We start from the raw sequence: 21,865 nt of genomic DNA, 5'->3' as shown, positions 1-21,865 counted from the left end.
CGCACTTGAACATTCCCGCTCATGCTCCCTTGCATCTGCTGCATAGCGCCGCTATCGGTACGCTTGCTACCCACGCGCGTCAGCCGGAAGGTTTTCCGTATCCTTCGGTGCTGCCGTTTGCACCGGACCCGCAGCATCGCCCGATGATCCTCGTGAGCCGGCTCGCCGAGCATACGCACAACCTGCACGCCGATCCGCGCGCCGGCTTTCTGGTCGTCGACGCGCCCGACGGTGACGTGCTTAGCGGCCAGCGCGTGACCTTGCTCGGCACGTTCGAACCGGTCGACCCGACGCCCGAAGTCGTGCAGCGCTATCTGCGCTATCACCCGGACGCGGAACGCTACCTGGTGCTCGGCGATTTCACGTTCTGGGCAATGAGGCTCGAACGGCTGCGCTACATTGGCGGCTTCGGCGCAATGGGCTGGCTCGGCGGCGCCGAACTCGATCCACTGCCGCCACTCGGCTTCAATGAAGAAAACGCGCTGATCACGCACTTCGCTGGTCATTCCTCGGGCGCCGGGGGACTTCAACTGCTCGGCGTCGATCGATATGGCGCCGATCTGAAGCGGGAAGGTGCGCGCATCCGTTTCGTCTTCGACGACGCCAAACTCAATACCGAAACCTTGCATGCGGCGCTCGAAGATTGCATCCAGCGCTACGTTAATTGAGTTTTGATTGCTGTTTCGGGAAAACACTCATGCCGTAATAACGGAGTCGAGCGTGTGTCGCAATATGCTCCGACATTTCATGTAAAAGCTCTCATGGCATGAAATGTTGGCGCTAATTTCTCATCTTAAATTTCATTTTTTGATAGTTAATCTAATAATTACGGACCTGCGGCCACGCTTTTCAGCAAAATGCGAAATTATCTATTTGAAAGGGTCCGCGTAACATCGCGTTCTAGCGAAATTTATTGAAACGAATTGGGATTACTTTTTACGACGGCGCTTTTGTAGTCTTTCTATTTTGTGTTAATCTCGCCATCAAATTCCGAGGCATGATCACCTTCAAAGGGCAAGCTGGCTTAAGACTGGCAGTCATTTATCCAAATCACAAGGGAACCTATGTCGTCCTACAAGGAACTACTCGCTCAGCGCGAGAAGCTCGAAAAGCAGATCGAAGAAGCAAAGTCGCGCGAGTACGCAGAAGTGTTGAATGAGATCAAGCAGAAAATGGCCGATTACGGCATTACGCTGACTGAACTCGGTGGTGGCCGCGGTGCCAAGGCTGCTAAAGCCGGTCGCCCGCGTGCAGGCGTCGCGCCGAAGTATCGTGACCCGGATAGCGGCAGCACGTGGTCGGGCCGCGGCAAGCCGCCGCGCTGGATCGCAGGTCTGGATCGCGAGAAGTTTCTGATCCAGAAGTAATATTTATATGGTCAATCAGTGGCGCTTATAGCGCGCCGCTGCTGCCAGAAAAAGCCGCGTACCGACCAGGGCGCGGTTTTTTTTATTGCCTCGGAAAATTGTTGTGACTCTTTGTCACACGCGCTCCACGAAACCGGAACACGAATGCTTTTCGTTTAGATAAGCGGCTGATTTAAAAGGTTTTTTTGTGGTCTCTTCAGCGCATTCCGAGGTGCGCCGGGTAGAATGCAGGCATTGAACTTCTCACTTCGTTTCTAAGATGCCTTCCGCCACCGCTGTCCAGTCCACCGAGAAACATCGCGTCGCGCGAAAAAGCACCTTTGTCAGTATTGTGCTCAATACGGTGCTGATGGCGCTGCAAATCGTCATCGGGGTGTTTGCCCATTCGCAGGCGCTGGTTGCCGACGGTATCCATTCGCTAGCCGATCTGATTTCCGATTTTGTCGTGCTGATCGCTAATCGGCACAGCGGCGCCGAGCCCGATGCGGATCACAATTACGGACACAGCCGTTATGAAACGGTTGCTTCGTTATTTCTGGGTGCGCTGTTGATCGCGGTTGGCGTCGGTATGTTGTGGCGCGCCGGGACGCGTCTCGCCGACTTGCAAAGCATCCCCGCCGTGCATATGAGTGCGCTCGCGGTCGCCGTGCTGGTGCTGATTTCCAAAGAGAGCCTGTTTCGCTACATGCTGCGTGAAGCGCAACGCGTGCGTTCCGCGATGTTGATTGCGAACGCATGGCACGCACGCTCGGACGCCGCTTCATCATTGGTAGTCGCGCTCGGCATTATCGGCAGCCTCGCAGGCGTGCGTCTGCTCGATCCGATCGCGGCGGCGATTGTCGGTTTCATGGTGGCGCGCATGGGTTGGACGTTCGGTTGGGATGCGCTGCAGGATCTTTCCGACCGCGCGCTCGACGAAACCGCCTCCGCCGACATGCGCGCGCTGTTGCTCGCGACGCCTGGCGTGCGCGACGTGCATGAAATGCGCACCCGCAAGATGGGTGACTTCGCGCTCGTCGACGCGCATATTCTGGTCGACCCGCTGATCTCGGTATCGGAAGGGCACTACATCGCCGAATCGGCGCGCTTGCGTGTGCTGGCCGACAGTCGCGTGCTCGACGCGCTGATCCATGTCGACCCGGAGAACGACGCGGTTGCGCGCCCGACCGTCAATCTGCCGAACCGGGAGCGGGTCGTCGGCGAAGTCAATGCGGCTTTCGCCGCGGCCGGCCTGAAGCCCGCGTCGGTCAATATCCACTACTTGAGCACGGGGCTCAATGTCGAAGTGGTCCTGGCGCCGCCGGATTTGCGCACGGCCGAAAACGATGCACCCAGTCTTTCTCGTGTCGATCTCGACGCCCTCAGGCGCAGCCTGGGTGCCCGCAAGCTGGACGTGCTGCAGGAGGTGGACGCATTGCGGGCTGAAAGCGGTACCTCGACGGAAGCAGGGCCCGGCGAGGCGATCGCCCCCGCCAAGGCTGCGGAATCGCACGGCGCCACCTGACTGACGTCACTAGCCGCGCGCCCCACAGGGAGCGCGCGAGCTGCGGCTTCACGGCCTTATAGCGGCAATTGCGTATCGAATTTGATCTCGCGCAGCACGACGCTCGTGCGAACCTGCGCGACGGCGGGAATCTTGAAGATGCGTTCGTGCAGAAAGCTGTCGTACGCCTTGATGTCTGGCGCGACGATCTTGAGGATGTAGTCGGATTCGCCGGTCGTGCTGTAGCACTCGGTGACCTCCGGGCAGGTGGCGATTTCCCGCTCGAACTGTTCGACCCCGCCCTCGGTATGGCGCGTGAGATGGATATGCGCGAGCGCGCACACGTGCAGGCCCAACTTTTCACGATCCAGCAATGCTGTGTAGCGCTGGATCACCCCCGATTGCTCCATATCCTTGATGCGCCGCCAGCATGGCGTGCTCGACAGACCGACCTGGTCGGAAATCTCTTGCACGGACCGGCGTGCATCGAGCTGCAGCAGGCGCAGGATTTTTTGAGAGAACGTATCGAGTGTCAACTGCGCCTCCGTTTGCGTCGCCGTATCAACGCATGGTAGAGGGCTCGAAAACGAAACGCAATGTAAAACGGCTTCGGCGAGGGAGATTGCCTAATTTGCCGGTTCCTCAGCGGCGTTTTGTCCTGAGTCGCCCCCATCTCGACCGGCCGCCAGCGTGGCCGCCTGAACGGCGCGCAGATCCTTGAGCATGTTGCAGAAGAGCGCGCCCTGCTCGATCGCGTCGTCCAGTGCGACATGAGTATGCGGATGCTCGTCGAACCAGTGTTTCGGGAAGCGTGGCTTGATGTTCTTGCGGTACGGCAGGCCGGTCAGTGCGAAGGCCAGCGTCTTGATGTCGAGCGCCGACCACGAAAACGGGCAACGGCCGACAAACCGCATCATGTACCAGAACATATAGGTGAAGTCGAAGCCGGCCGGCATTGCCACGAACACCGGCTTGCCCGGCAACGCCTCGACCCATTCGACATAGGCCGTCAGCGCGGCCAGCGGATCCTGCAAATCCTTGCGGCAGGCTTCCCATGCTTCCGGCTGGGTCTTCCACCATGCTTCCTGCACCGGATGCGGTTTGGCGCCGTCGAGCAAGTCGAGATTCGCCGAGAAGGTGGCGATCAGCCGCTTGTCTTCCGTGTACGCGGCCGAGGCGAAACTGAGCATCGAATGCGGACCGGGAATCGGGCCGTCTGCTTCGACATCGGTGCTTACATAGATTTCGCTGCTCATGCTTTGACTCCGTCGGCCACATACGGATTGGTGCGGCGCTCGGCGCCGAACGTCGAGGTGGGACCGTGACCCGGAACGAAGGTGACGTCGTCGCCGAGCGGCCAGAGTTTTTCGCGGATCGCGCGGATCAGGTCGGCATGATTGCCGCGCGGAAAATCCGTGCGGCCGATCGAGCCGGCGAACAGCACGTCGCCTACTAGCGCGAGCCGATGCGCGCGGCTGAAGAACACCACGTGGCCCGGCGTGTGGCCGGGGCAGTGATAGACCTCGAGGGTTTCGTTGCCGAATTGCACGGTCTCGCCGTCTTGCAGCCAACGGTCCGGTTCGAATGCCTCGGCGGCGGGAAAGCCGAAGCGCGTGCTTTGATCCGGCAGCTTGTCGAGCCAGAAGCTTTCGTCGGGATGCGGACCTTCGATCGGCACGCCGTAATGCGTGGCGAGCGTCTTCGCCCCGGCACAGTGATCGATGTGGCCATGCGTGAGGAATACTTTTTCAACCGTCACGTTCTGGCGTGCGATTTCACCCTGGATGACATCCAGGTCGCCGCCCGGATCGACGACGGCCGCGCGTCCGGTTGCCTCGCAAACGAGCAGCGAGCTGTTCTGCTGGAACGGCGTGACAGGGATCAAGGTGACTTTCATGAGTGACGGCGCCGCTGGAAAAACGTTGATTGTACCGGCGTCTCGTCAACGCTCGTCGAGGGCGCTGAGGCCCCGTCGCAGCGGGCTTTCGGCTGCCCATTTTTGCAGCAGAAGTGAAAATTCATCAAGGTTTTCAGTCGCTTGCCATTCCAAAATTTTCTTTTGGGTATAATGCGCTCCATGCACAAGGAATTGTGCATGCCACACGGCGATGCGTCCCCATCAAAAATGGGCACGCGGATTGCCACTCAAGTATGGGCTGTCGCAGTTATGGGCGGCCATCAGGTATCGATGCTTTCGATGCACACGTCTTACCCAGCCAGGCGCCGCGCGCCTGCAACGGACTTAACTGCCGTGACGCTGGGTGGGGCCTACGCCGCCGTTCCTGTGCGCTGAGTTCCGCGCGCAAGAACGTGTTTGCCACGTTCGATGGCGGCATGTGGGGTCTGGTCAGGCTGCCGGGGACAGGTTGCGCCAGACGTGAAAATTAACCGTGCGGTAGCGGCTGGGTAGCCGCATCCGGGCTTTGACGTACTGCGCTTTTCTGCGCGGCGCGTTGTCGTCCATTGCCGCCGGAGTCGCAGGCAACACGCTCAACTTTTCGCGTGATGCGGCTCGACAATTTGATTGCATGTCTTATGAAAACTCGGTTAACCCGTGGTCTGGGGACTCTTTTTGCCTTTTTTGTGCTGGCCGGCTGCGCCACGCCTCCGGGCGCGAGCACTTCCGCAAGCGACGCACCGCTTAGCACGAAGAATACGCAGGCAGGCTCCTTCGGCCCACAAGCTTTTGGTAGCGCACCGGCATCCGACGCAGCCGCCAAGGGCACGCCGCTGGCCGATGCCAAGCCGCTTACTGACGATGGTTCCAGCATTTCGGACTTTCATCAGACCGGTCGCGCTTCGTGGTACGGTCGCGCCTTCCATGGCCGCCTCACCGCCAACGGCGAACGTTTCGATATGCACTCGCTGACCGCGGCGCATCGTACGCTGCCGCTCGGCTCGTATGTTCGCGTGACCAATCCGGCCACCGCGCTCTCCGTGGTCGTGCGGATCAACGACCGTGGCCCGTATGCGCGTGGCCGGATCATTGACCTGTCGATGGCCGCCGCAACCGCGCTCCACATGCGCCATGCCGGTACGGCGCGGGTCGAGATCGAAGGTTTGACGCAGCAGGAAGCCCGTGCTGAGCTGAATCAAACACTGGCGTCGAACTAGGGTTCGACCGCAGAGCAGTAATGTAGTGGCCGCGGGCGCGCAAGAAGCGCGTTCGTGACGCCGGGCTGCACGGCGGCAATTCATGCCGTGTTTGCCGAAAGACGAAGGGCCGCATCGCGCGGCCCTTTTCGTTTGCCCGTCTGTTTATTCCTCGTCTTTCTTCAAGGCCAAAGCGCGCGTGTAGAGCGCGTTGCGCGACGCCCCAGTGAGGGTCGCCGCGACTTTTGCCGCGCTGCTTACCGTCAACTCTTCCAGCAGGATGCCCAGCAACGCGTCGTGATCGTGTTCGCCCGCGGCTTCCGGCTGCGCGCCTTCCACCACCAGCACGAACTCGCCGCGTTGCCGGTTCGGATCGGCAGCGAGCCACGTTGGCCCTTCGGCCAGGGTGCCGCGGTGCAGCGCTTCATGTAACTTCGTCAACTCCCGTGCGATCAGCAGCTTGCGCTCCCCGCCGAATGCGTCGGCCAGCGCTTGCACCGTTTCAACGATCCGGTGCGGCGCTTCGTAGAACACCATCGCGTGCGGATGGCGCACGAGCGGTTGCAGTGCGGCGGCGCGTGCTTTTGCCTTTGGCGGCAGGAAACCGAGGAACGAGAACGTCGCGACCCAGTCGCCGGCCGCGCTCAACGCGGTGGCGAGCGCGCTGGCGCCGGGCAGCGGAATGACCGGGAAACCGGCTTCGCGCACGGCGTCGACGAGTTTCGCGCCGGGGTCCGAGATGCCGGGCGTGCCCGCATCGGATACGTAGGCCACGCGTTCGCCCGCTTGCAGATGTTCGATCAGGCGCAGCGCAGCGGCCCGCTCGTTGTGCTGATGAACCGCGACGAGTGGCTTCGAGATGCCGTAGCGCGCGAGCAATTGGCCCGTGTTGCGGGTGTCTTCGGCGGCGATGCGGTCCACCAGTCCGAGCACATGCAACGCGCGGAGCGTAACGTCGGCGATGTTGCCGATCGGCGTGGCCACCACATACAGCGCGGCGGCTGGGTACTGCTGCCCTTGCGCGAGTTCGGAGAGAGGAGTCATGAGGCAGAAGACGCAGACAGACAGAACGAGGCCGCCATTGTGCCACGCAGTGGCGCGTGAACCGGGTGGTGGGCAGGTGAGTGCGCGGGCCGACGGCCACAACTTTTCGAGACCAACCGGGTCCAAACTCGTCGGCGCGGCTTTCGAGGCGCGTGCGATGGAATTTTTGCAGCGGCAGCGTTTGCGTTTCGTCGCGCGCAATGTGCTGTGCCGTGGCGGTGAGATCGATCTGGTGATGCGCGACCGTGACGGCGCGCTGGTGTTCGTCGAAGTTCGCGCGCGTGGGCAGCAGCGTTACGGCGGCGCGGCAGCGAGCATCGGGTGGCAAAAGAAGCAGCGGATCGTGCGTGCCGCGCGGCATTATCTGGCAACCCGCAGCAGGCGTTCGCATGATGAGCCCGCGTGCCGTTTCGACGTGGTTGCGTTCGAAGCGGGCCGGCTCGTGTGGCTGCGCGATGCATTTCGCGCCGACGAAGTCTGATGCAGGGCGCGGAAAAGGCGTGTTAGTGCGATAAACTTGCGCTCGCGTGCGGTCCTCGTGGACGCCGCCGGCATAAAGGAAGCAGCGAAGAAGCCGCGCATTTCGCGATGTTTTTGCGCATCCGCACTGCGTTGCCGGCATGGTTCATCAGAGCGGCACGACTTCGCAATACGACTTCACAACACGGCCGCGCATTGCGGTCCCTTCGCGGTAGAAAATAGAGACTCGATGTCAGTCGAACGCATTCAACAACACTTCCGCGATAGCGCGGCAGTCAAACTCGAAGCCCTCGAAACCCTGTCGATGCCGATCGCCGCTGCGATCGACACGATGTTCGCCGCGCTTGCCAACGGCAGTCGCATTCTTGCGTGCGGCAACGGCGGCTCGGCGGCCGACGCGCAACATTTCGCCGCTGAACTGATCGGCCGCTTCGAGCGTGAGCGCCCGGGCTTGCCGGCGATTGCGCTGACCACCGACACGTCCGTGCTCACCGCCATCGCCAACGACTACTCATTCGAGCAGATTTTTTCGAAGCAGGTGTGGGCCCTCGGCCAGCCGGGCGATGTGCTGCTGGCCATCACCACGTCCGGCAATTCCGCCAATGTGCTGGCCGCGATCGAGGCCGCGCATGAGCGCGAAATGATCGTGGTCGCGCTGACCGGCAAGGGCGGCGGCCGCATGCAGGACGTCCTGAGCGATACCGATATCCATATTTGTGTGCCGTCCGATCGCACTGCGCGTATTCAGGAAGTGCATTTGCTGACCATCCATTGTCTGTGCGACGGCATCGATGCCATGTTGCTGGGCGAAGACTGAGATTGATTCCGAAGGAGAGCTAGTTGATGAGCGTATTCCGCGTCAAGAAGACACTGGTGAGAACCGTGCTGGTGGTCGGGTTCGCGGCGGGACTGTCCGCGACGTTGCAGGGTTGCTTTCTCGCCGTTGCCGGCGCGGCGGGCGGCAGCGCGCTGGTGGCGACCGACCGGCGCACGCTCGGCGCGCAGACCGAGGATCGCGAGTTGCAGGTGAAGGCACTGTCGCAGATCAGCCAGAATTTGCCCGACAACGCGCACGTCAACGTGTCGGTGTTCAACCGCCGCGTGCTGCTGACCGGCGAAGTGGCGGGGGACGTGTCGAAGCAACGCGCCGAGACCATCGTGCGCGGCTTGAACAACGTGAACACGATCGTCAACGAACTGGCGATCATGCCGGCGAGCTCGTTCTCGTCGCGCACGAACGACACTTACCTTGAGACGCGTGTGAAGACCGCGTTGATCGCCGAGAAAAACATTTCGGCGAACAACTTCAAGGTCGTGGCCGAGCGCGGCTCGGTGTATCTGATGGGCCTCGTCACCATGGACGAAGGCAATCGTGGCGCCGACGTTGCGAGCCGCGTGCCGGGTGTGACGCAGGTCGTGAAGGTGTTCCAGTACATTCAGCCGCAGGAAGCGGCGGCGGCGGCCGCTGCAGCGGCCGCCGCGCCGGCAGCCGCTTCGCAGCCTGACGCGAGCGCGCCGACCGTCGGTACGATTCCCGATTCATCGGTGAGTTCGCGTCCGCTCGATCAGCAGCCGCCGGCGCCGGTCAGCAATTCGAACTCGGTGCATCCGGGCAATCCGGCCGCGACGACGCCGTGAAGCGGGGCGTTGCTTTCATTGCCGCGCTGTTGACGGTTAGCGCGTTGGCTGGTGCTGTTGCCTCTTCAGCGCGTGCGGCCGATGTGCCGCGTGGTCAGATCGTTGCCAACTCGAATGCGTGCATGGGCTGTCACGCGGTAGACCGCAAACTGGTCGGCCCGTCGTTCCAGCAGATCGCTACGAAGTACAAGGGCGATGCGCAAGCGCCGGCAAAATTGGCGCGCAAGGTGAAGGAGGGCGGCTCCGGCGTATGGGGGATGATTCCAATGCCGGCGCATCAATCGATGAGCGATGCTGACATTCGCACGGTGGTGGATTGGGTGCTGGCTGGCGCGCCATCAAAGTGATGTTTTAGCGCCCGGTTTGCCCCCGGGTTTTGCCACGCCGGGGGCTTGTCCAAACGCAAAATGCCTGTGCTAGAATTGTTTTCACGTTGGGGGGGTAGCTCAGCTGGGAGAGCGTCGCGTTCGCAATGCGAAGGTCGGGAGTTCGATCCTCCTCCTCTCCACCACATACAAGTCTGACGAAATCCAGAGAAGGCCGGAAAGTCCTTGCCCAGCAAGGCTTCCGGCCTTTTTCACGTCCAGCGTCGTCCAACGGCGTCTGGCGAAATCCGGGCGCCTTTTGGGGCAGCTCTCGGGGCATCGGTGCCTATACTAATTTTAGGATGCCCCCAAATGACACTCACCGACCTCACCATCAAGAACGCCAAACCTGTAGGTAAAACCCAGAAGCTCTGGGACGGCGGCGGACTGCATCTCGAGATTACCCCGACCGGTTCGAAGCTCTGGCGCATGAAGTACCGGTTCGACGGCAGGGAGAAAAAACTGTCCTTCGGCAAGTATCCATACGTCGGCCTCGCGGCCGCGCGGGCGAAGCGGGAGGAGGCACGCGAGCAGCTCGCGAACGGGATAGACCCTGGCGAGCACAAAAAGGCGCTCAAGGCGGAGCGGCTCGCGAAGGCTGCCAGCACGTTCGAGGCGGTTGCCCGCGAGTGGTTCGAGCGGATGATGTCGGACAAGGCCCCCTCCCACAAGGACAAGGTGCTCGCCCGCCTGCAGAACGACCTCTTTCCGTGGCTGGGCAACCGGCCGATAGCCGACATTACCGCCCCCGAGATACTGAGCTGTCTGCAGCGCATCGAGAACCGGAAGGCGTTCGACACCGCACACCGCGCGAGGGAAAACTGTGGGGCGATATTTCGCTACGCGGTGGCGAGCGGCAGGGCGCAGACCGACCCGGTGCCGAACCTGAAAGGGGCATTAAAGCCAGCGAAATTGGGCCACTTTGCGGCCGTCACCGACCCCCGGCAGGTGGGGCCGCTGCTGCGCAAGATGGATGCAGTGGGGGCTTCGTTTCCGGTGAAGGCTGCGCTGCGGCTCGCCCCATACCTGTTTTGCCGGCCTGGCGAGCTACGCATGATGCGGTGGGACGAGGTGCATCTGGACGCAGCGGAATGGCGCTACGTCGTCGGCAAAACGACAACGCCCCATCTCGTTCCGCTGGCATCCCAGGCAGTCGCCATCCTGCGCGAGCTGTATCCGTTGACGGGACGATGGCCGTATGTCTTCCCCGGCCGGGATGACAAAAGGGAGCCGATGTCCGGGAACACGGTCAACAACGCGCTCAGGCGGGCCGGCATCAACACCCGGACGGAACAGTCAGGACACGGATTCCGGGCCATGGCGCGTACCATCCTGCATGAGGGACTGGGTTTCAAGCCAGAGGTTATCGAGCATCAGTTGGCGCACATGGTGCCCGACCCGCTGGGTACCGCCTATAACCGTACGAAGTTCCTGGCCGAGCGCCGGGCGATGATGCAGCAGTGGGCCGACTATCTCGACCGCCTGCGTAACGGCGACCAGGGCGAAGCCCCTGTTGCGCCCGCGCCGCTTGGTCCGCGCGAAGGCCGGTAATACGTGTTGCCGGCGCTACCGACTCTGGTCGTCGCAGAGAAATCCAGGGTTGGCGGAACGCCCACTTTTTCCACGTCTTCGAACAGGTCGGGAGGGGGCGCGGGTATCACGTGGAGGGCGTCCCGGCTAACGCCCGGCGACATCCTGACTCCACCGGCGCGCGGCTGATTGAAAGTTGGCCTGATTGGCACGGGCATCCCACAACGCATGATGATGGTGTCCGTGCTCGGCGAAGAATGCTTCCTGTCGCGCTGCGTCCAGCCGGGTCCAGATATTCTCGGTTTGCCATCCCTTCGGAAGCCGGCCGCCCATCAGGCGCTCAAGCAGTTCCCGGTCTCCGACATAGTCATAGCAGAGAATGCGGCAGTCGCGAACCGGAATGCTGTGGAGCCAGTCCGTCACGTCGAGGCGACGCTGGTCAAGCGGCATTGCGCGCCCAGCCGGAGAGCCGAGTTGCGGTAGCACTGTCTCGCGAACAAAATTCGCTGCAGCGGGATACCTCAAAATCGGTCGACTCTCCATAAAACTCGCGTCCGTTGTCGGTGACGAGCGCAAGGCTGATGAGTTCACGGTCCTTCAGATTGGTGAATTCAGTGTCTACGAATACGCGCATACGTATGGACGGCTCGCAAGCTCATCTGGTTTGGGGAATGCCATTCGCTCTCTGAGTGACTTAGCGGCGTTCGCGGGTTGGTAATCTGCCAGGAACACGTTTCGTGAATGACCGGTGACCGCCAGTATAAATGGAGCGCGCTGACGCCTACGCGGCTGCCCCGCGCCGCCTCGGGGGGAGGTGCGCCGCGAAGCTCGGAGTCGCCCGGACGCATGAGTGTCCGCCTGTCAATCTGGTTGAGAGACTGGACGGCTTCGGTGAGTAGAGATTGCCGTTTTCGCGCGCGGGGTCACCACGTCTGAACAGCGAACGTCTGCTCCGCGTGAGAAACCCGGTCAGCGCGAGCTTCTCTTTCGAATACATATTTAGGATGGCGTTTAAGCTTTTATTGCCGACCAAGATAAATTTGAAAATAGTTCGAACTGCTTGACGGTTCAATGGACGATGAGTCACAATGCAGCTATCGTTATTAGGCGATAGCCGCCGGTCAGCCCGACACCGGCAGGTTTGAGGGCAAATTAAATAGTTATATTTCCACGGCCTCATTCGTGGATTAGGACATATCTCCAAGGGCGTTTTTATGGAGATAGTCAATGCAAAATCAGCATGACTCCCTGTTGCGTCTTCCCGAAGTGCTGGCGCTGGTCCCTGTTTCACGTGCCACCTGGTACGCCGGCGTAAAAAGCGGCCGCTATCCACAGGCGGTTTCCCTCGGCCCTCGTTGTGTTGCCTGGAGAGCCAGCGAAATTCAGCGGCTTGTCAGTCAGGGGGTATCAGGCATACCGTCCTCGCGGTAGCGCGCAATTGTCGGGCGCTGGCTTAGTTTGAGAGTCCTCCAGGGAGCCCGGCATCTCGTTACCGAGACTTCGTTGGATTGCCTCGGCGCGCGCTGAGGCAGTCGTCAATTCGCATTCCCTATCAAGAAGATTCCTGGTTGAGGGCACACCTCCTGATAGGTGCCTTTGGTGCCAATACGATGTGGGAAGCTGTGGCACTGCTGGCAAGAGAGTGGGCGGAGAACTATCCGGCCGGGGCGATTGAGTGGTTGGTGGCTGCCGGAAGTCGAAACGTGCCTTGGCCGCAGAGCGGGTGGTCGAAATGAGGCGGCAAGCATCGCGTGAGATTTTCTCCCTCACGGCCGAGCCCGACTAATCGGCAAGTACCTCCTTGCCGAAGTTTTCCCATCGCCATGCCCATCAAGGCGCGAATAAAAAATGCCTGTCGGATAGAGCAGAGCGGGCGCCCGGAGACTTGAAGACGTCACAGGGGGTCTTGCCGGACAGGATGGTGGAGGTGATTCGCTCAGGAGCGCTGACCGGAATGCTCTCCGGGCGTGAGTGCCGTAGGGAGGGCTGGGCTTATTAGCGCCTGCTGCTTGATGTTATTGTCAGTCGACTGGCGCTCTTCGTCCGACGTAATCCTGAATGTGACTTTTTAGAGTTCTATGGCCCCACCGTTTTGGCGGCCGCAATGGCGCCACTTGTCCCTGGGTTAATCTGGCCTAAACCTCTCAAACTGCTTCCTGTGCCGCCCGTGCCCCTCAGTTTCTCTTGGAATCGGTGGCGAGACTTAAGGAAATGCAGCACGCGACCCGGCCGAATTGTCTATTTAATAGCCGAATAAAAATATGACCGCATCGCCAAAGTACTCGTTTTCGTCTCCACAATTATGGCCGCGCTCGCATTTGTCTTATGGAGCGCGTTTGCTCCTGGTCGCCTAAAATGGGGGTGATATCACAGTTCCTTACGGTTGGACGACGCAAATTATGGCATCCCTTTTCTGTGGCGTCGCAGCCTTCGTGTCGTACTACAGGCTTCGGGTAATGTGATGAACGCAAATTACGTGCACGTGGCCGTTGTCCTTGGCATTCCTTTCGTAGCGATTGGGTTCGCCGTCGCGTCGTTTTGGTTGTTCAGACGCACTTTGCTGCACCCGCGAAAAAGGGTCCAGGCTCATGCTTTCGACCGCTTCATGGGTAAGCCAGGGACAAAAGCGGAGTTCAGTCGGCGACGCGAGCTAGCATCCAAAAAATTGGCACAGTACGAATCACGAGGCAAACGCGAAAAAAACGAACCTCCGCCGAGTCATGGGGGTGTCAGTCGCGGTTGAGTTGCGCCTACCTAATGCGAGCCGTTCTGCTCTACGCTAGCCGCTCGTGAATCGCGGGTCACTATCGCATGGTGGCGCGCGATTCTATCGTTATCTAGTCCCGCATCGTCTGCGCAAACCGAGCGCCCTTCTCCAGAGCACGCCCGGCGCAACGCGTCCACCACGAACTTTAGGAACGCGCCAATCTGGTGCGTACCGAGCGTCCATGTCGGCCGCTGGAATCATCCGAAAGTTTGATAGTTGGAGACGCGTGCGCTCGAGTCAGCTTCCATGCGACGCTTTACAGCAAAATGAGTGGAACGGCCGGCCAAACGTCCGCGGCGCCGACGTATCCGAGCGAGATTACTGCGACAGGCGGTCGCCTCCCATCATCGAATCACCCTGACTGGCATGTCGTCGAACTTAAACTCGCAGGACATTACCCTCTGGCGTCATGATTCTAGGGATGTTCGTCGGCTGCGCAGTCATAGGTTTCGTAGGGCTAGCTCCGGCGCGTGCGCTCGGAACCGACTTCGCAACCGGGTCAGCAACCCGGCGTGGTGTTGCTTTCGGCGTGTGGCGCGAGAGGAGTGACGCTTTGTCTGACTTAGGCTTGCCATTCGCCGGTGGATGCATCAGTCGGGCTTCAGGCGGATTCCAGATTTCGACGTAGTGCTCGCCCGCCAGCCCGGTGGAAGCCGTTGCAAGCAGTATTGCGCCCGCGCCCAAAAATCGAAGCATGACCTCTCCCTCTGTTTGCGTCCGGTTTTAAGTACGGCAGGAATTCGTGGTGCCGACGCAGGAGCCGTCGCACCCTGCGCAGTAGTGACGGTCGCGCACTGAGCGGTCAACAAGCCAGACGTCGGGTTTAGCAGGCGTCGGCGTGCCGACAGCGCGCCCATTTTCGCGTGCATAAAACGTCGACTCTCCCGCCTTGCCGCGGCGAATGGCTTCATCTATTTCCTGCTCGCCAAACGCCGCTTTCATGTCTGCGACGAACCCCGCAATCTCGGGCATTGGATGGCTGACTGGCTTGCGAACGCGCATATCCATGGAGCGTCTCCCGAAAAAAGTGTCTGTTCGCCGCTACGAAAATCCGTGTAGGATACTGTACATCCATACAGGTATTTTCGCAATCCAATGACTGTCCCGTCCCCCATTCCGGAAGCAATTCACCCGTCCTTGTGGCGGGCGTCGCAGCTTGCGCGTGGCCGCGGCCGTACGGTCGAGACTGGATATGCGGCGCTGTCGGCAGAATTGCCTGGCGGCGGATGGCCTATTGGCGCGCTCGTTGACCTGCTTGTCCAGCAGGCCGGCGTGGGTGAGATGCGGCTGCTGCGCCCTGCGCTTAGCGAGCTGGGCAAGCGACCGGTTGCGATGGTGCAACCGCCGCATGTTCCGAACGGACTTGGCCTTGAGTACATCGGCCTTTCCCCTGAGCAACTGATGCAGATTCGGGCCTCGAAGACAGCGGACGCATTGTGGGCAGCAGAGCAGATTCTGCGCGCCGGCAGTTGCGGTGCACTGCTGTTCTGGGCGCAATACGTTCAGACCTCTTCGCTGCGAAGACTGCATCTCGCAGCACAGTCTTCGGAAACGTTGTTCTTCATGGTCCGCCCGCTGGCGTCAGCACAGGATGCCTCTCCAGCGGTTTTAAGACTGGCGCTCAGGCCAGAACGGGACGGTCTGACCGTCGACATTACGAAGCGACGAGGTCCAGCACGCGCAGAGCCTCTGTCCATTCCACTTCAACCAACACCTGTCCTGTTTTCGCACCATGCGCGTATTTCTCGCCGTTCACCTGCCCCGGTTGCAGCTCGAGGTCTTCCGACCAAGGTGGCTGCCTGAGCCCGCACGCGGCTGCGTGGTCCTGGACAGGGACAAGGTACTCATCGCAGACGGGGTAGCCAGGTCTGCGGGCGTGCGGGTTGGCATGAAGCGCGGCGGTGTGTTGACGCTCGCGCCAGAGGTAGAGATGTACGAGCGCGACGTCGGCCGTGAACATGCCACGCAACGCGAAGTGGCAGTGGCGCTCATGCAGTTCTCGCCCGATGTCGCGGTGCTCGAAGAGGCTGTTGTCGTAGTAGACATCGGCGCAAGTCTGCGTCTGTTTGGTGGACTACTCGCTGTCTGTCGGCAGGCGAAAGCGATACTCGAAGCCATTGGACTGACCGCGCGGATAAGTGCCGCACCAACTGGTCAGGGCGCGTGGCTACTAGCGAAGCACAAGAACCGGCGCGTACTCAAGATTGACTCGCTTGAGCGGCAACTTTCCGCATTGCCGCTGCTGTCAGTGCCGGAGGTGCGGCCGTTTGGAGACTGGTTCTCAGGACTTGGTTGCGAAACGATTGCTGACGTGCGACGACTGCCGCGTGCCGGGCTGCAGCGCCGTTGCGGCGAGCACCTGCTCGATTCGCTGGACCGCGCTTTCGGCACGGCGCCGGAGCTGTTTGACTGGCTGGAATTGCCTCCAACGTTTTCTGCCCGCATTGAAATGCCCGACCGTATCGAGCATGCGGAAGCGGCGCTCTTCGGCGCGCATCGCCTCATCGTGCAGCTTTGTGGCTGGTTGTGCGCAAAGCAACTGGCACTAACGGGCGCGACGCTTTTGCTGGAGCATGAGCGCGGCAGGCAGGCGGTAGTCCCTACGGCAATCGAGATTGCGCTCGGCGAGCCGACGTGGCGCGAGGACCATCTTGTACGGCTCGTCAAGGAACGCCTTGGCCGGATTGAACTGACTGCGCCTGTCATCGCGCTGCGACTCGATGCATCGAACGTGCAACCGGCGGTACCTGCATCGGACACCCTGTTTCCGGAGCCTGGTGGCTCGGCCGAGGAGCACGCACGTCTGGTCGAATTGCTGGTCGCACGACTTGGTGATGAAAACGTACTTCGGCCTGCACCGACTGCGGATTACCGGCCTGAGATTGCAAATCGATGGGTCCCCGTTGCGAGCCGGTCTAAAGGCACCGCACTGCCTGAGGGCCTTCCGCGACCAACCTGGCTGCTGGAAAAACCCGTGCGCCTGCTGATGCGAAAACATCGGCCGTTCTACGGGTCGCCGCTGCGCATGGTGTCGCCGGGTGAACGCATCGAAGCCGGCTGGTTTGATAGTGAACTGGTGACACGCGACTATTTCGTCGCACAAGGTGAAGACCAGAGCTGCTTCTGGATTTACCGTGAGCGCGTCAGCAGTCGCGACGCAGAAGAAGACCAGCGGTGGTTTCTCCACGGCCTGTTCGGATGACACGCCATGGATTCTTCGTTCACCATGCTGCCGGCATATGCCGAGCTTTTCTGCTTTTCGAACTTTACGTTTTTACACGGGGCTTCTCACGCAGAAGAGCTGTCCGAGCGTGCGGCGCAACTGGGGTATTCAGCTCTGGCGGTAACCGATGAGTGCTCGCTGGCGGGCGTCGTGCGCGCGCACGTTGCGGCGAAGAAAGCAAAGCTGCCGTTTATCGTTGGCTCTTACTTCCGCCTGGCGAACGCTGACGGTTCGCCTGCGTTCGGGCTGATTCTTCTGGCCAGAAATCGCGAGGGATACGGCAACCTGTCTGAACTGATTACGCTGGCCCGCACGCGCGCACCAAAAGGCGAATATCGTCTCACTCCGCAGGACCTGTCCCGACCCGACAAGGAAAACCGGCATCTGCTCGGCATGCCAGATTGTCTTGCCATTCTCGTGCCCGATTTTCCGGCAAAGGAAGATGTTCTTGCGGCACAGGTCGAGTGGCTCGATGACACCTTCACTGGGCGGGCTTGGGTAGGCCTCGTGATGCACCAACGTGCCATGGACGATATTCATCGGGGCGCGGTGGAATTCGTCGCCCGCAGTCAGGACGTGCCTGTTGTCGCGCTTGGCCATGTGGTCATGCACGTGCGCTCGCGAAAGCCTCTGCAGGACACGATGACGGCCATCAGGGTTGGCAAGCCTGTCCATGAATGCGGCTACGACCTTGCGCCCAATGCAGAGCAACATCTCCGCTCCCGGCTGAGACTCGCGAATTTGTATCCAGACGAAGCACTTGCCGCAACGGTTGATATCGCTTGCCGCTGCACATTTTCTCTTGATGAGCTCCGTTACGAGTACCCAGACGAATTGGTGCCAGCCGGCTTCACGTCGGCGGCGTACCTGCGGCAAGAGACGTACATCGGTGCCCAACGACGCTTTCCGTCGGGAATCCCGCACAAGGTCCAGGAGCAGATTGAGCACGAACTAGACCTCATAGCGGACCTGCAATATGAAGCGTACTTCCTCACGGTGTACGACATCGTGCGCTTTGCACGTAGCCAGCACATCCTTTGCCAGGGTCGTGGCTCGGCGGCCAATTCCGCGGTCTGTTTTTGCCTCGGAATCACTGAGGTCGACCCGGCTCGAGGCAGCATGCTTTTTGAGCGCTTCATCTCGAAAGAGCGTGGTGAGCCGCCAGACATCGATGTCGATTTCGAACATCAACGGCGCGAAGAGGTCATCCAGTACATCTACAAAAAATACGGCCGCGACCGGGCTGCGATTGCTGCCGCCGTTTCGACGTATCGCCCCCGCGGCGCGCTGCGCGAAACTGGCAAGGCGCTTGGCGTTGACCCGCAGATAGTTGACCTGGTCGCGAAAAGCCATCACTGGTTCGACACGAGTCAGGACCTGCTCAAGCGCTTCGCCGAGTCCGGTCTTGACCCGGAGAAACCCCTTATCCAGGCGTGGGCGAAACTGGCGTCGCAGCTACTCGGATTCCCGCGCCATCTGTCACAGCATTCGGGCGGTTTTGTCATCAGCCGAGGGAAGCTCACGCGACTCGTGCCGGTCGAGAATGCGGCAATGGCTGACCGCAGCGTTATCGAATGGGACAAGGACGACCTCGAGGCGCTAGGGCTTCTAAAAATCGACGTGCTTGCACTTGGCATGCTCTCAGCTATCCGGCGCACGCTCGATATTGTCTCCGAGCAGCGTGGCGAGCGCTTTGAAATGCAGGACATTCCGGCAGAGGACCCGAAGACGTACGAGATGATTTCGGCTGCCGATACTGTCGGCGTTTTCCAGATTGAATCGCGTGCCCAGATGTCGATGTTGCCGCGGATGCAACCTCGCACGTTCTACGACCTCGTCATCGAAGTCGCCATTGTCCGGCCGGGTCCGATTCAGGGCGGTGCAGTGCATCCGTATCTGCAACGCCGTCAGGGATTCGAGCCAGTAACCTATCCGAGCGAAGCATTGAAGACTGCTTTGGGCAGGACTCTCGGCATTCCGATTTTTCAGGAGCAGGTGATGCAGGTTGCAATTCTTGCCGCGGGCTTCACCGCCGGCGAGGCTGACCAACTGCGTCGCGCGATGGCCGCGTGGAAACGGAAAGGCGGCCTCGAAAAATACTACGACCGCATCGTCAACGGGATGCAGGAGCGCGGCTACGACCTGGCTTTCGCTGAGGGTATCTTCGAGCAGATTAAAGGTTTCGGTGAATATGGTTTTCCAGAGAGTCACGCGGCCAGTTTCGCATTGCTCGTCTATGCGAGCAGCTGGCTGAAGTGCCACGAGCCTGAGGCGTTTCTTGCTGCCATGTTGAACTCGCAGCCCATGGGCTTCTATTCACCATCACAACTCGTGCAGGATGCACAGCGACATGGAGTCAAGGTCCTGCCAGTTGATGTGACCGTGAGCGGTTGGGACTCAGCATTGGTCAAGCTCGTCGACATTGAGCGACCAGCAGTGCGACTCGGCTTGTCTTTGCTTCGCGGTATGAAGGACGGCGCTGCGGAACGCATTGAGAACGCGCGCGCGGTTCGGTCCTTCGAGAGCGTCAAAGATATGGCTCGACGCGCACAACTTGACCGGAAGGACCTTCACGTACTCGCTGACGCCAACGCATTGGCCCTGCTTGCCGGCAATCGTCGTGAAGCGCTATGGCAGTCCGTCGCTGCTGTTCCGGACAAGGACATGCTCGCCGCAGCAACCGTTGAGGACGAAACTCCCGGGCTCGGCGCGCCGACGGAAGCTCACGATATTGTCGCGGACTATCGGTCAGTTGGTCTGACGCTAGGCCGGCATCCGCTTGAACTGCTGCGGCCGCAGTTGCTTGCAAACCGCCTGATGCCAGCATCGACTCTGCGCACCTATCGCGACGGGCGACTCGCACGAGGCTGCGGGCTTGTTACCGTGCGGCAGCGTCCGGGTACAGCAAAGGGTGTGCTTTTCGTTACTTTGGAAGACGAGACGGGCAACGTGAATGTCATCATCTGGCCGAGCCTCTTTGAGAAACAGCGGAAAGAGGCGCTGGGCGCATCTCTACTTGCGGTGTACGGGACCTGGCAGTGTCAAGGAGAGGTTCGACATCTGGTCGCACAGCGGCTTGTCGACATGTCACCTCTGCTGGGTAGTCTGACGACAGCGAGCAGGAATTTTTGCTGACGCGGCACCGCAATGTGGGTGCCTCCCTATCACGAACTGGGGTTGGGCTCGTTTCATACGCAGCACCGGACGGTCCTATGACTACGTTGTTCCGCCGCGCCGTTGCTCTCGATGGGTTGCGTGTTCTGTCAGCAGCCGTCGCATCGTGCTCAGTAAAATTTGCCCATCTACGGGCTTGCGAAGGAAACCATCGTAGCTGATGAAGGCCGGCGGGCTGGGTTCTCCGGAAACCAATATGAAAGCAACGTCAGCCAATCCGGGGAGAGTGCGCAATCGGTGACACAGTTCGCTCCCCGACATCACCGGCATGCGCCAGTCGGCGACCACTATGTCTACAGGGGATTCGATGAACATTGCCAATGCTGACTTGCCGTCGCTCGCCGTCTTCACCTGAAATCCGCCTGCGATACAGTTCGCCGCCCATGCTGCAAGGGCTTCCGCGTCGTCGTCTACCAGCAGCACGCTTGCCATACCCAAATGTCCGAGACACCACTTGTTCTTTGGCAGCTTGATGCCGGCTAAAGTTTCACGCGGCCTGTCATCCAAATCGCATATTCGTGGCGCTCGCCCTGTTCCGGAGAATGCGTATCATGGGAGCAGGAAACGGAGGCGTCCATGTGCTACTCGGCTCAGATTCTGGCGGACTACCGGAAGTTTGTGCGCACTTTCGGCGCTCTGATGGACATTCACGAGTTCGCACGCCTGTTCTTCGAACGCGCAGAGGGCACCAGCAAGGCAAAAGTGCCGAAAGCAATGGAGGACGCGTTTGCTCAACCCCATACCGAAGCCGAGCGAGAAATCAAATCTCTCATTGAAAAGTTCAACGCCGAACAGACGTCGAAGCTTGAGCAAGACCTTTTCAAGCAGCGCAAGCGACTGGCTGACGCAGAACGCACACTTCAGACGAGGGTCACGAAGGCGGCCGCCGAAAGCCAGCGAATCGCCACCGATAAAATCGAGTGGACCCGCGGCAAACTTGAGGACATTCAGCGGACTGAGCCCAAGGCCCGCGATTCACGCATCTTCCCCGGGCACTATGCGCCCGTGATGGTGATGGAAGACGGCCAACGCGTCATTAAACCGATGCGTTATCAATGCCGCATTGCTGGCAAGCCTGCCTCGTACGACTTTAAATATCCCGGCACCTACAACGCTCGGCGCGACAACCTCGAAGGTTTTTGGAAGCCACTATTCGGCTATTTGCACGGCATCCTTGTCGTCAACGCGTTTTATGAAAACGTCAGCCGTGCCAAGATGGAGGGCCAGGAGCTTGCCGAAGGGGAGAAAGACGAGAATGTAGTGCTTGAGTTCAAACCCAACCCCGCTCACGACATGCTCGTCGCTTGCCTGTGGTCCCGATGGTCGGCGCCCGGCGAGCCGGACCTCCTGTCCTTTGCTGCCATTACAGATGAGCCTCCACCGGAAGTTGCGGCCGCCGGCCATGACCGTTGCATTATCCCAATTAAGCCCGAGAATATCGACGCCTGGTTGAATCCGGATGCTTCGGACTTGGCGGCGCTGTACGCAATTCTTGATGACAGAGACCGACCGTACTATGAGCACCGGTTGGCGGCATGACTGCCATCACTTCGCCCTGGATGAAAGCGCGTGTAAATCGAGGAGTCAGTATCTGCGCATTGCAAGTTGCAGGCTCGCCGGTCCGCAGTGCAACTTGCCGGTGCGTAGGCAATAAATAGTGACGTTGAATCTTGTCCGGGTGCTAGGCGGTGGATGGGGCAG

General features: G+C 60.3%; 21 protein-coding genes and 1 tRNA gene. 15 read left to right on the top strand and 7 right to left on the bottom strand.

Annotated features, from left to right (window positions below):
• Positions 1 to 5 precede the first annotated feature (5 nt).
• The 3 genes from GNZ12_RS06890 (at position 6) to GNZ12_RS06880 (ending at position 2,871) form a co-directional block, all read left to right on the top strand.
• Positions 6 to 668 carry a HugZ family pyridoxamine 5'-phosphate oxidase gene (locus tag GNZ12_RS06890; protein WP_172309635.1) on the top strand — a complete coding sequence of 221 codons (663 nt, stop codon included), beginning with the start codon at positions 6 to 8 and terminating at the stop codon, positions 666 to 668.
• A 396-nt stretch (positions 669 to 1,064) separates the two neighbouring features.
• Positions 1,065 to 1,367: an H-NS histone family protein gene (locus tag GNZ12_RS06885; protein WP_074285686.1), complete on the top strand. Its 303-nt coding sequence runs from the start codon at positions 1,065 to 1,067 to the stop codon at positions 1,365 to 1,367.
• Between the two features lie 259 nt (positions 1,368 to 1,626).
• Entirely contained in the window at positions 1,627 to 2,871 is a 1,245-nt protein-coding gene (locus GNZ12_RS06880) for a cation diffusion facilitator family transporter (RefSeq protein WP_172309634.1), read from the top strand.
• 56 nt (positions 2,872 to 2,927) lie between these two features.
• Here the strand turns inward: GNZ12_RS06880 and GNZ12_RS06875 are convergent, their stop codons facing one another.
• The 3 genes from GNZ12_RS06875 to GNZ12_RS06865 all read right to left on the bottom strand — a co-directional run bounded on the left by GNZ12_RS06875 (position 2,928) and on the right by GNZ12_RS06865 (position 4,747).
• Positions 2,928 to 3,386, bottom strand: a complete 459-nt coding sequence (locus tag GNZ12_RS06875) for an Lrp/AsnC family transcriptional regulator (protein WP_012431468.1) — start codon at positions 3,384 to 3,386, stop codon at positions 2,928 to 2,930.
• 90 nt (positions 3,387 to 3,476) lie between these two features.
• Positions 3,477 to 4,106, bottom strand: a complete 630-nt coding sequence (locus GNZ12_RS06870) for a 3'-5' exonuclease family protein (protein WP_172309633.1) — start codon at positions 4,104 to 4,106, stop codon at positions 3,477 to 3,479.
• Positions 4,103 to 4,747, bottom strand: a complete 645-nt coding sequence (locus tag GNZ12_RS06865) for an MBL fold metallo-hydrolase (RefSeq protein ID WP_172309632.1) — start codon at positions 4,745 to 4,747, stop codon at positions 4,103 to 4,105. Before GNZ12_RS06865 ends, GNZ12_RS06870 begins: the two co-directional genes overlap by 4 nt.
• 638 nt (positions 4,748 to 5,385) lie before the next feature.
• Between GNZ12_RS06865 and GNZ12_RS06860 the strand changes: the two genes are divergently transcribed.
• Entirely contained in the window at positions 5,386 to 5,964 is a 579-nt protein-coding gene (locus GNZ12_RS06860; RefSeq protein WP_407947683.1) for a septal ring lytic transglycosylase RlpA family protein, read from the top strand.
• Positions 5,965 to 6,108: 144 nt separating this feature from the next.
• Here GNZ12_RS06860 and rsmI read toward each other — a convergent pair whose 3' ends face one another.
• Positions 6,109 to 6,987, bottom strand: coding sequence for a 16S rRNA (cytidine(1402)-2'-O)-methyltransferase (gene rsmI, locus GNZ12_RS06855; protein WP_172309630.1), 879 nt, complete (start codon positions 6,985 to 6,987; stop codon positions 6,109 to 6,111).
• On the opposite strand from rsmI, the gene GNZ12_RS06850 reads away from it, so the two are divergent.
• From GNZ12_RS06850 to GNZ12_RS06825, 6 genes are all read left to right on the top strand, one after another.
• Positions 6,986 to 7,468, top strand: a complete 483-nt coding sequence (locus tag GNZ12_RS06850) for a YraN family protein (protein ID WP_172309629.1) — start codon at positions 6,986 to 6,988, stop codon at positions 7,466 to 7,468. The genes rsmI and GNZ12_RS06850 overlap by 2 nt on opposite strands.
• A gap of 228 nt (positions 7,469 to 7,696) precedes the next feature.
• Positions 7,697 to 8,284, top strand: coding sequence for a phosphoheptose isomerase (locus tag GNZ12_RS06845; RefSeq protein WP_120297385.1), 588 nt, complete (start codon positions 7,697 to 7,699; stop codon positions 8,282 to 8,284).
• Positions 8,285 to 8,310: 26 nt separating this feature from the next.
• Positions 8,311 to 9,105, top strand: a complete 795-nt coding sequence (locus tag GNZ12_RS06840) for a BON domain-containing protein (protein WP_172309628.1) — start codon at positions 8,311 to 8,313, stop codon at positions 9,103 to 9,105.
• Positions 9,102 to 9,452, top strand: coding sequence for a c-type cytochrome (locus GNZ12_RS06835; RefSeq protein ID WP_172309627.1), 351 nt, complete (start codon positions 9,102 to 9,104; stop codon positions 9,450 to 9,452). Before GNZ12_RS06840 ends, GNZ12_RS06835 begins: the two co-directional genes overlap by 4 nt.
• 88 nt (positions 9,453 to 9,540) lie before the next feature.
• Positions 9,541 to 9,616, top strand: a tRNA-Ala gene (locus tag GNZ12_RS06830).
• 166 nt (positions 9,617 to 9,782) lie between these two features.
• The gene (locus tag GNZ12_RS06825) at positions 9,783 to 11,021 is read left to right on the top strand and encodes a tyrosine-type recombinase/integrase (protein WP_172309626.1); all 1,239 of its coding nucleotides are present in this window, start codon (positions 9,783 to 9,785) and stop codon (positions 11,019 to 11,021) included.
• Positions 11,022 to 11,147: 126 nt separating this feature from the next.
• On the opposite strand, the gene GNZ12_RS44180 is transcribed toward GNZ12_RS06825, so the two are convergent.
• Positions 11,148 to 11,450 (bottom strand): hypothetical protein, encoded by a 303-nt coding sequence (locus GNZ12_RS44180; RefSeq protein ID WP_235993630.1) that lies wholly within the window; start codon positions 11,448 to 11,450, stop codon positions 11,148 to 11,150.
• Positions 11,451 to 12,227: 777 nt separating this feature from the next.
• On the opposite strand from GNZ12_RS44180, the gene GNZ12_RS06815 reads away from it, so the two are divergent.
• The gene (locus GNZ12_RS06815) at positions 12,228 to 12,431 is read left to right on the top strand and encodes a helix-turn-helix transcriptional regulator (protein WP_172309625.1); all 204 of its coding nucleotides are present in this window, start codon (positions 12,228 to 12,230) and stop codon (positions 12,429 to 12,431) included.
• Positions 12,432 to 14,490: 2,059 nt separating this feature from the next.
• Here the strand turns inward: GNZ12_RS06815 and GNZ12_RS06810 are convergent.
• Positions 14,491 to 14,775, bottom strand: coding sequence for a hypothetical protein (locus tag GNZ12_RS06810; RefSeq protein ID WP_172309624.1), 285 nt, complete (start codon positions 14,773 to 14,775; stop codon positions 14,491 to 14,493).
• Positions 14,776 to 14,862: 87 nt separating this feature from the next.
• Here GNZ12_RS06810 and imuA point away from each other — a divergent pair, with 87 nt between their 5' ends.
• From imuA to GNZ12_RS06795, 3 genes are read left to right on the top strand one after another with little or no spacing between them, the layout of a single operon-like run.
• On the top strand, positions 14,863 to 15,570 hold the full coding sequence (gene imuA, locus GNZ12_RS06805; protein WP_172309623.1) for a translesion DNA synthesis-associated protein ImuA: 708 nt from the start codon (positions 14,863 to 14,865) through the stop codon (positions 15,568 to 15,570).
• Complete coding sequence (locus GNZ12_RS06800) at positions 15,500 to 16,969, top strand: Y-family DNA polymerase (RefSeq protein ID WP_216673122.1); 1,470 nt, start codon at positions 15,500 to 15,502, stop codon at positions 16,967 to 16,969. Before imuA ends, GNZ12_RS06800 begins: the two co-directional genes overlap by 71 nt.
• A 6-nt stretch (positions 16,970 to 16,975) precedes the next feature.
• Positions 16,976 to 20,125, top strand: coding sequence for an error-prone DNA polymerase (locus tag GNZ12_RS06795; protein WP_172309621.1), 3,150 nt, complete (start codon positions 16,976 to 16,978; stop codon positions 20,123 to 20,125).
• Positions 20,126 to 20,206: 81 nt separating this feature from the next.
• On the opposite strand, the gene GNZ12_RS06790 is transcribed toward GNZ12_RS06795, so the two are convergent.
• Positions 20,207 to 20,596, bottom strand: a complete 390-nt coding sequence (locus GNZ12_RS06790) for a response regulator (RefSeq protein WP_172309620.1) — start codon at positions 20,594 to 20,596, stop codon at positions 20,207 to 20,209.
• Positions 20,597 to 20,740: 144 nt separating this feature from the next.
• Between GNZ12_RS06790 and GNZ12_RS06785 the strand changes: the two genes are divergently transcribed.
• Positions 20,741 to 21,703, top strand: a complete 963-nt coding sequence (locus tag GNZ12_RS06785) for an SOS response-associated peptidase family protein (RefSeq protein ID WP_172309619.1) — start codon at positions 20,741 to 20,743, stop codon at positions 21,701 to 21,703.
• Positions 21,704 to 21,865 lie beyond the last annotated feature (162 nt).

Origin of the sequence: Paraburkholderia solitsugae, from assembly GCF_013177695.1 — a bacterium.
Lineage (GTDB): Bacteria > Pseudomonadota > Gammaproteobacteria > Burkholderiales > Burkholderiaceae > Paraburkholderia > Paraburkholderia solitsugae.
This window is presented reverse-complemented; position numbering and strand designations above follow the sequence as displayed.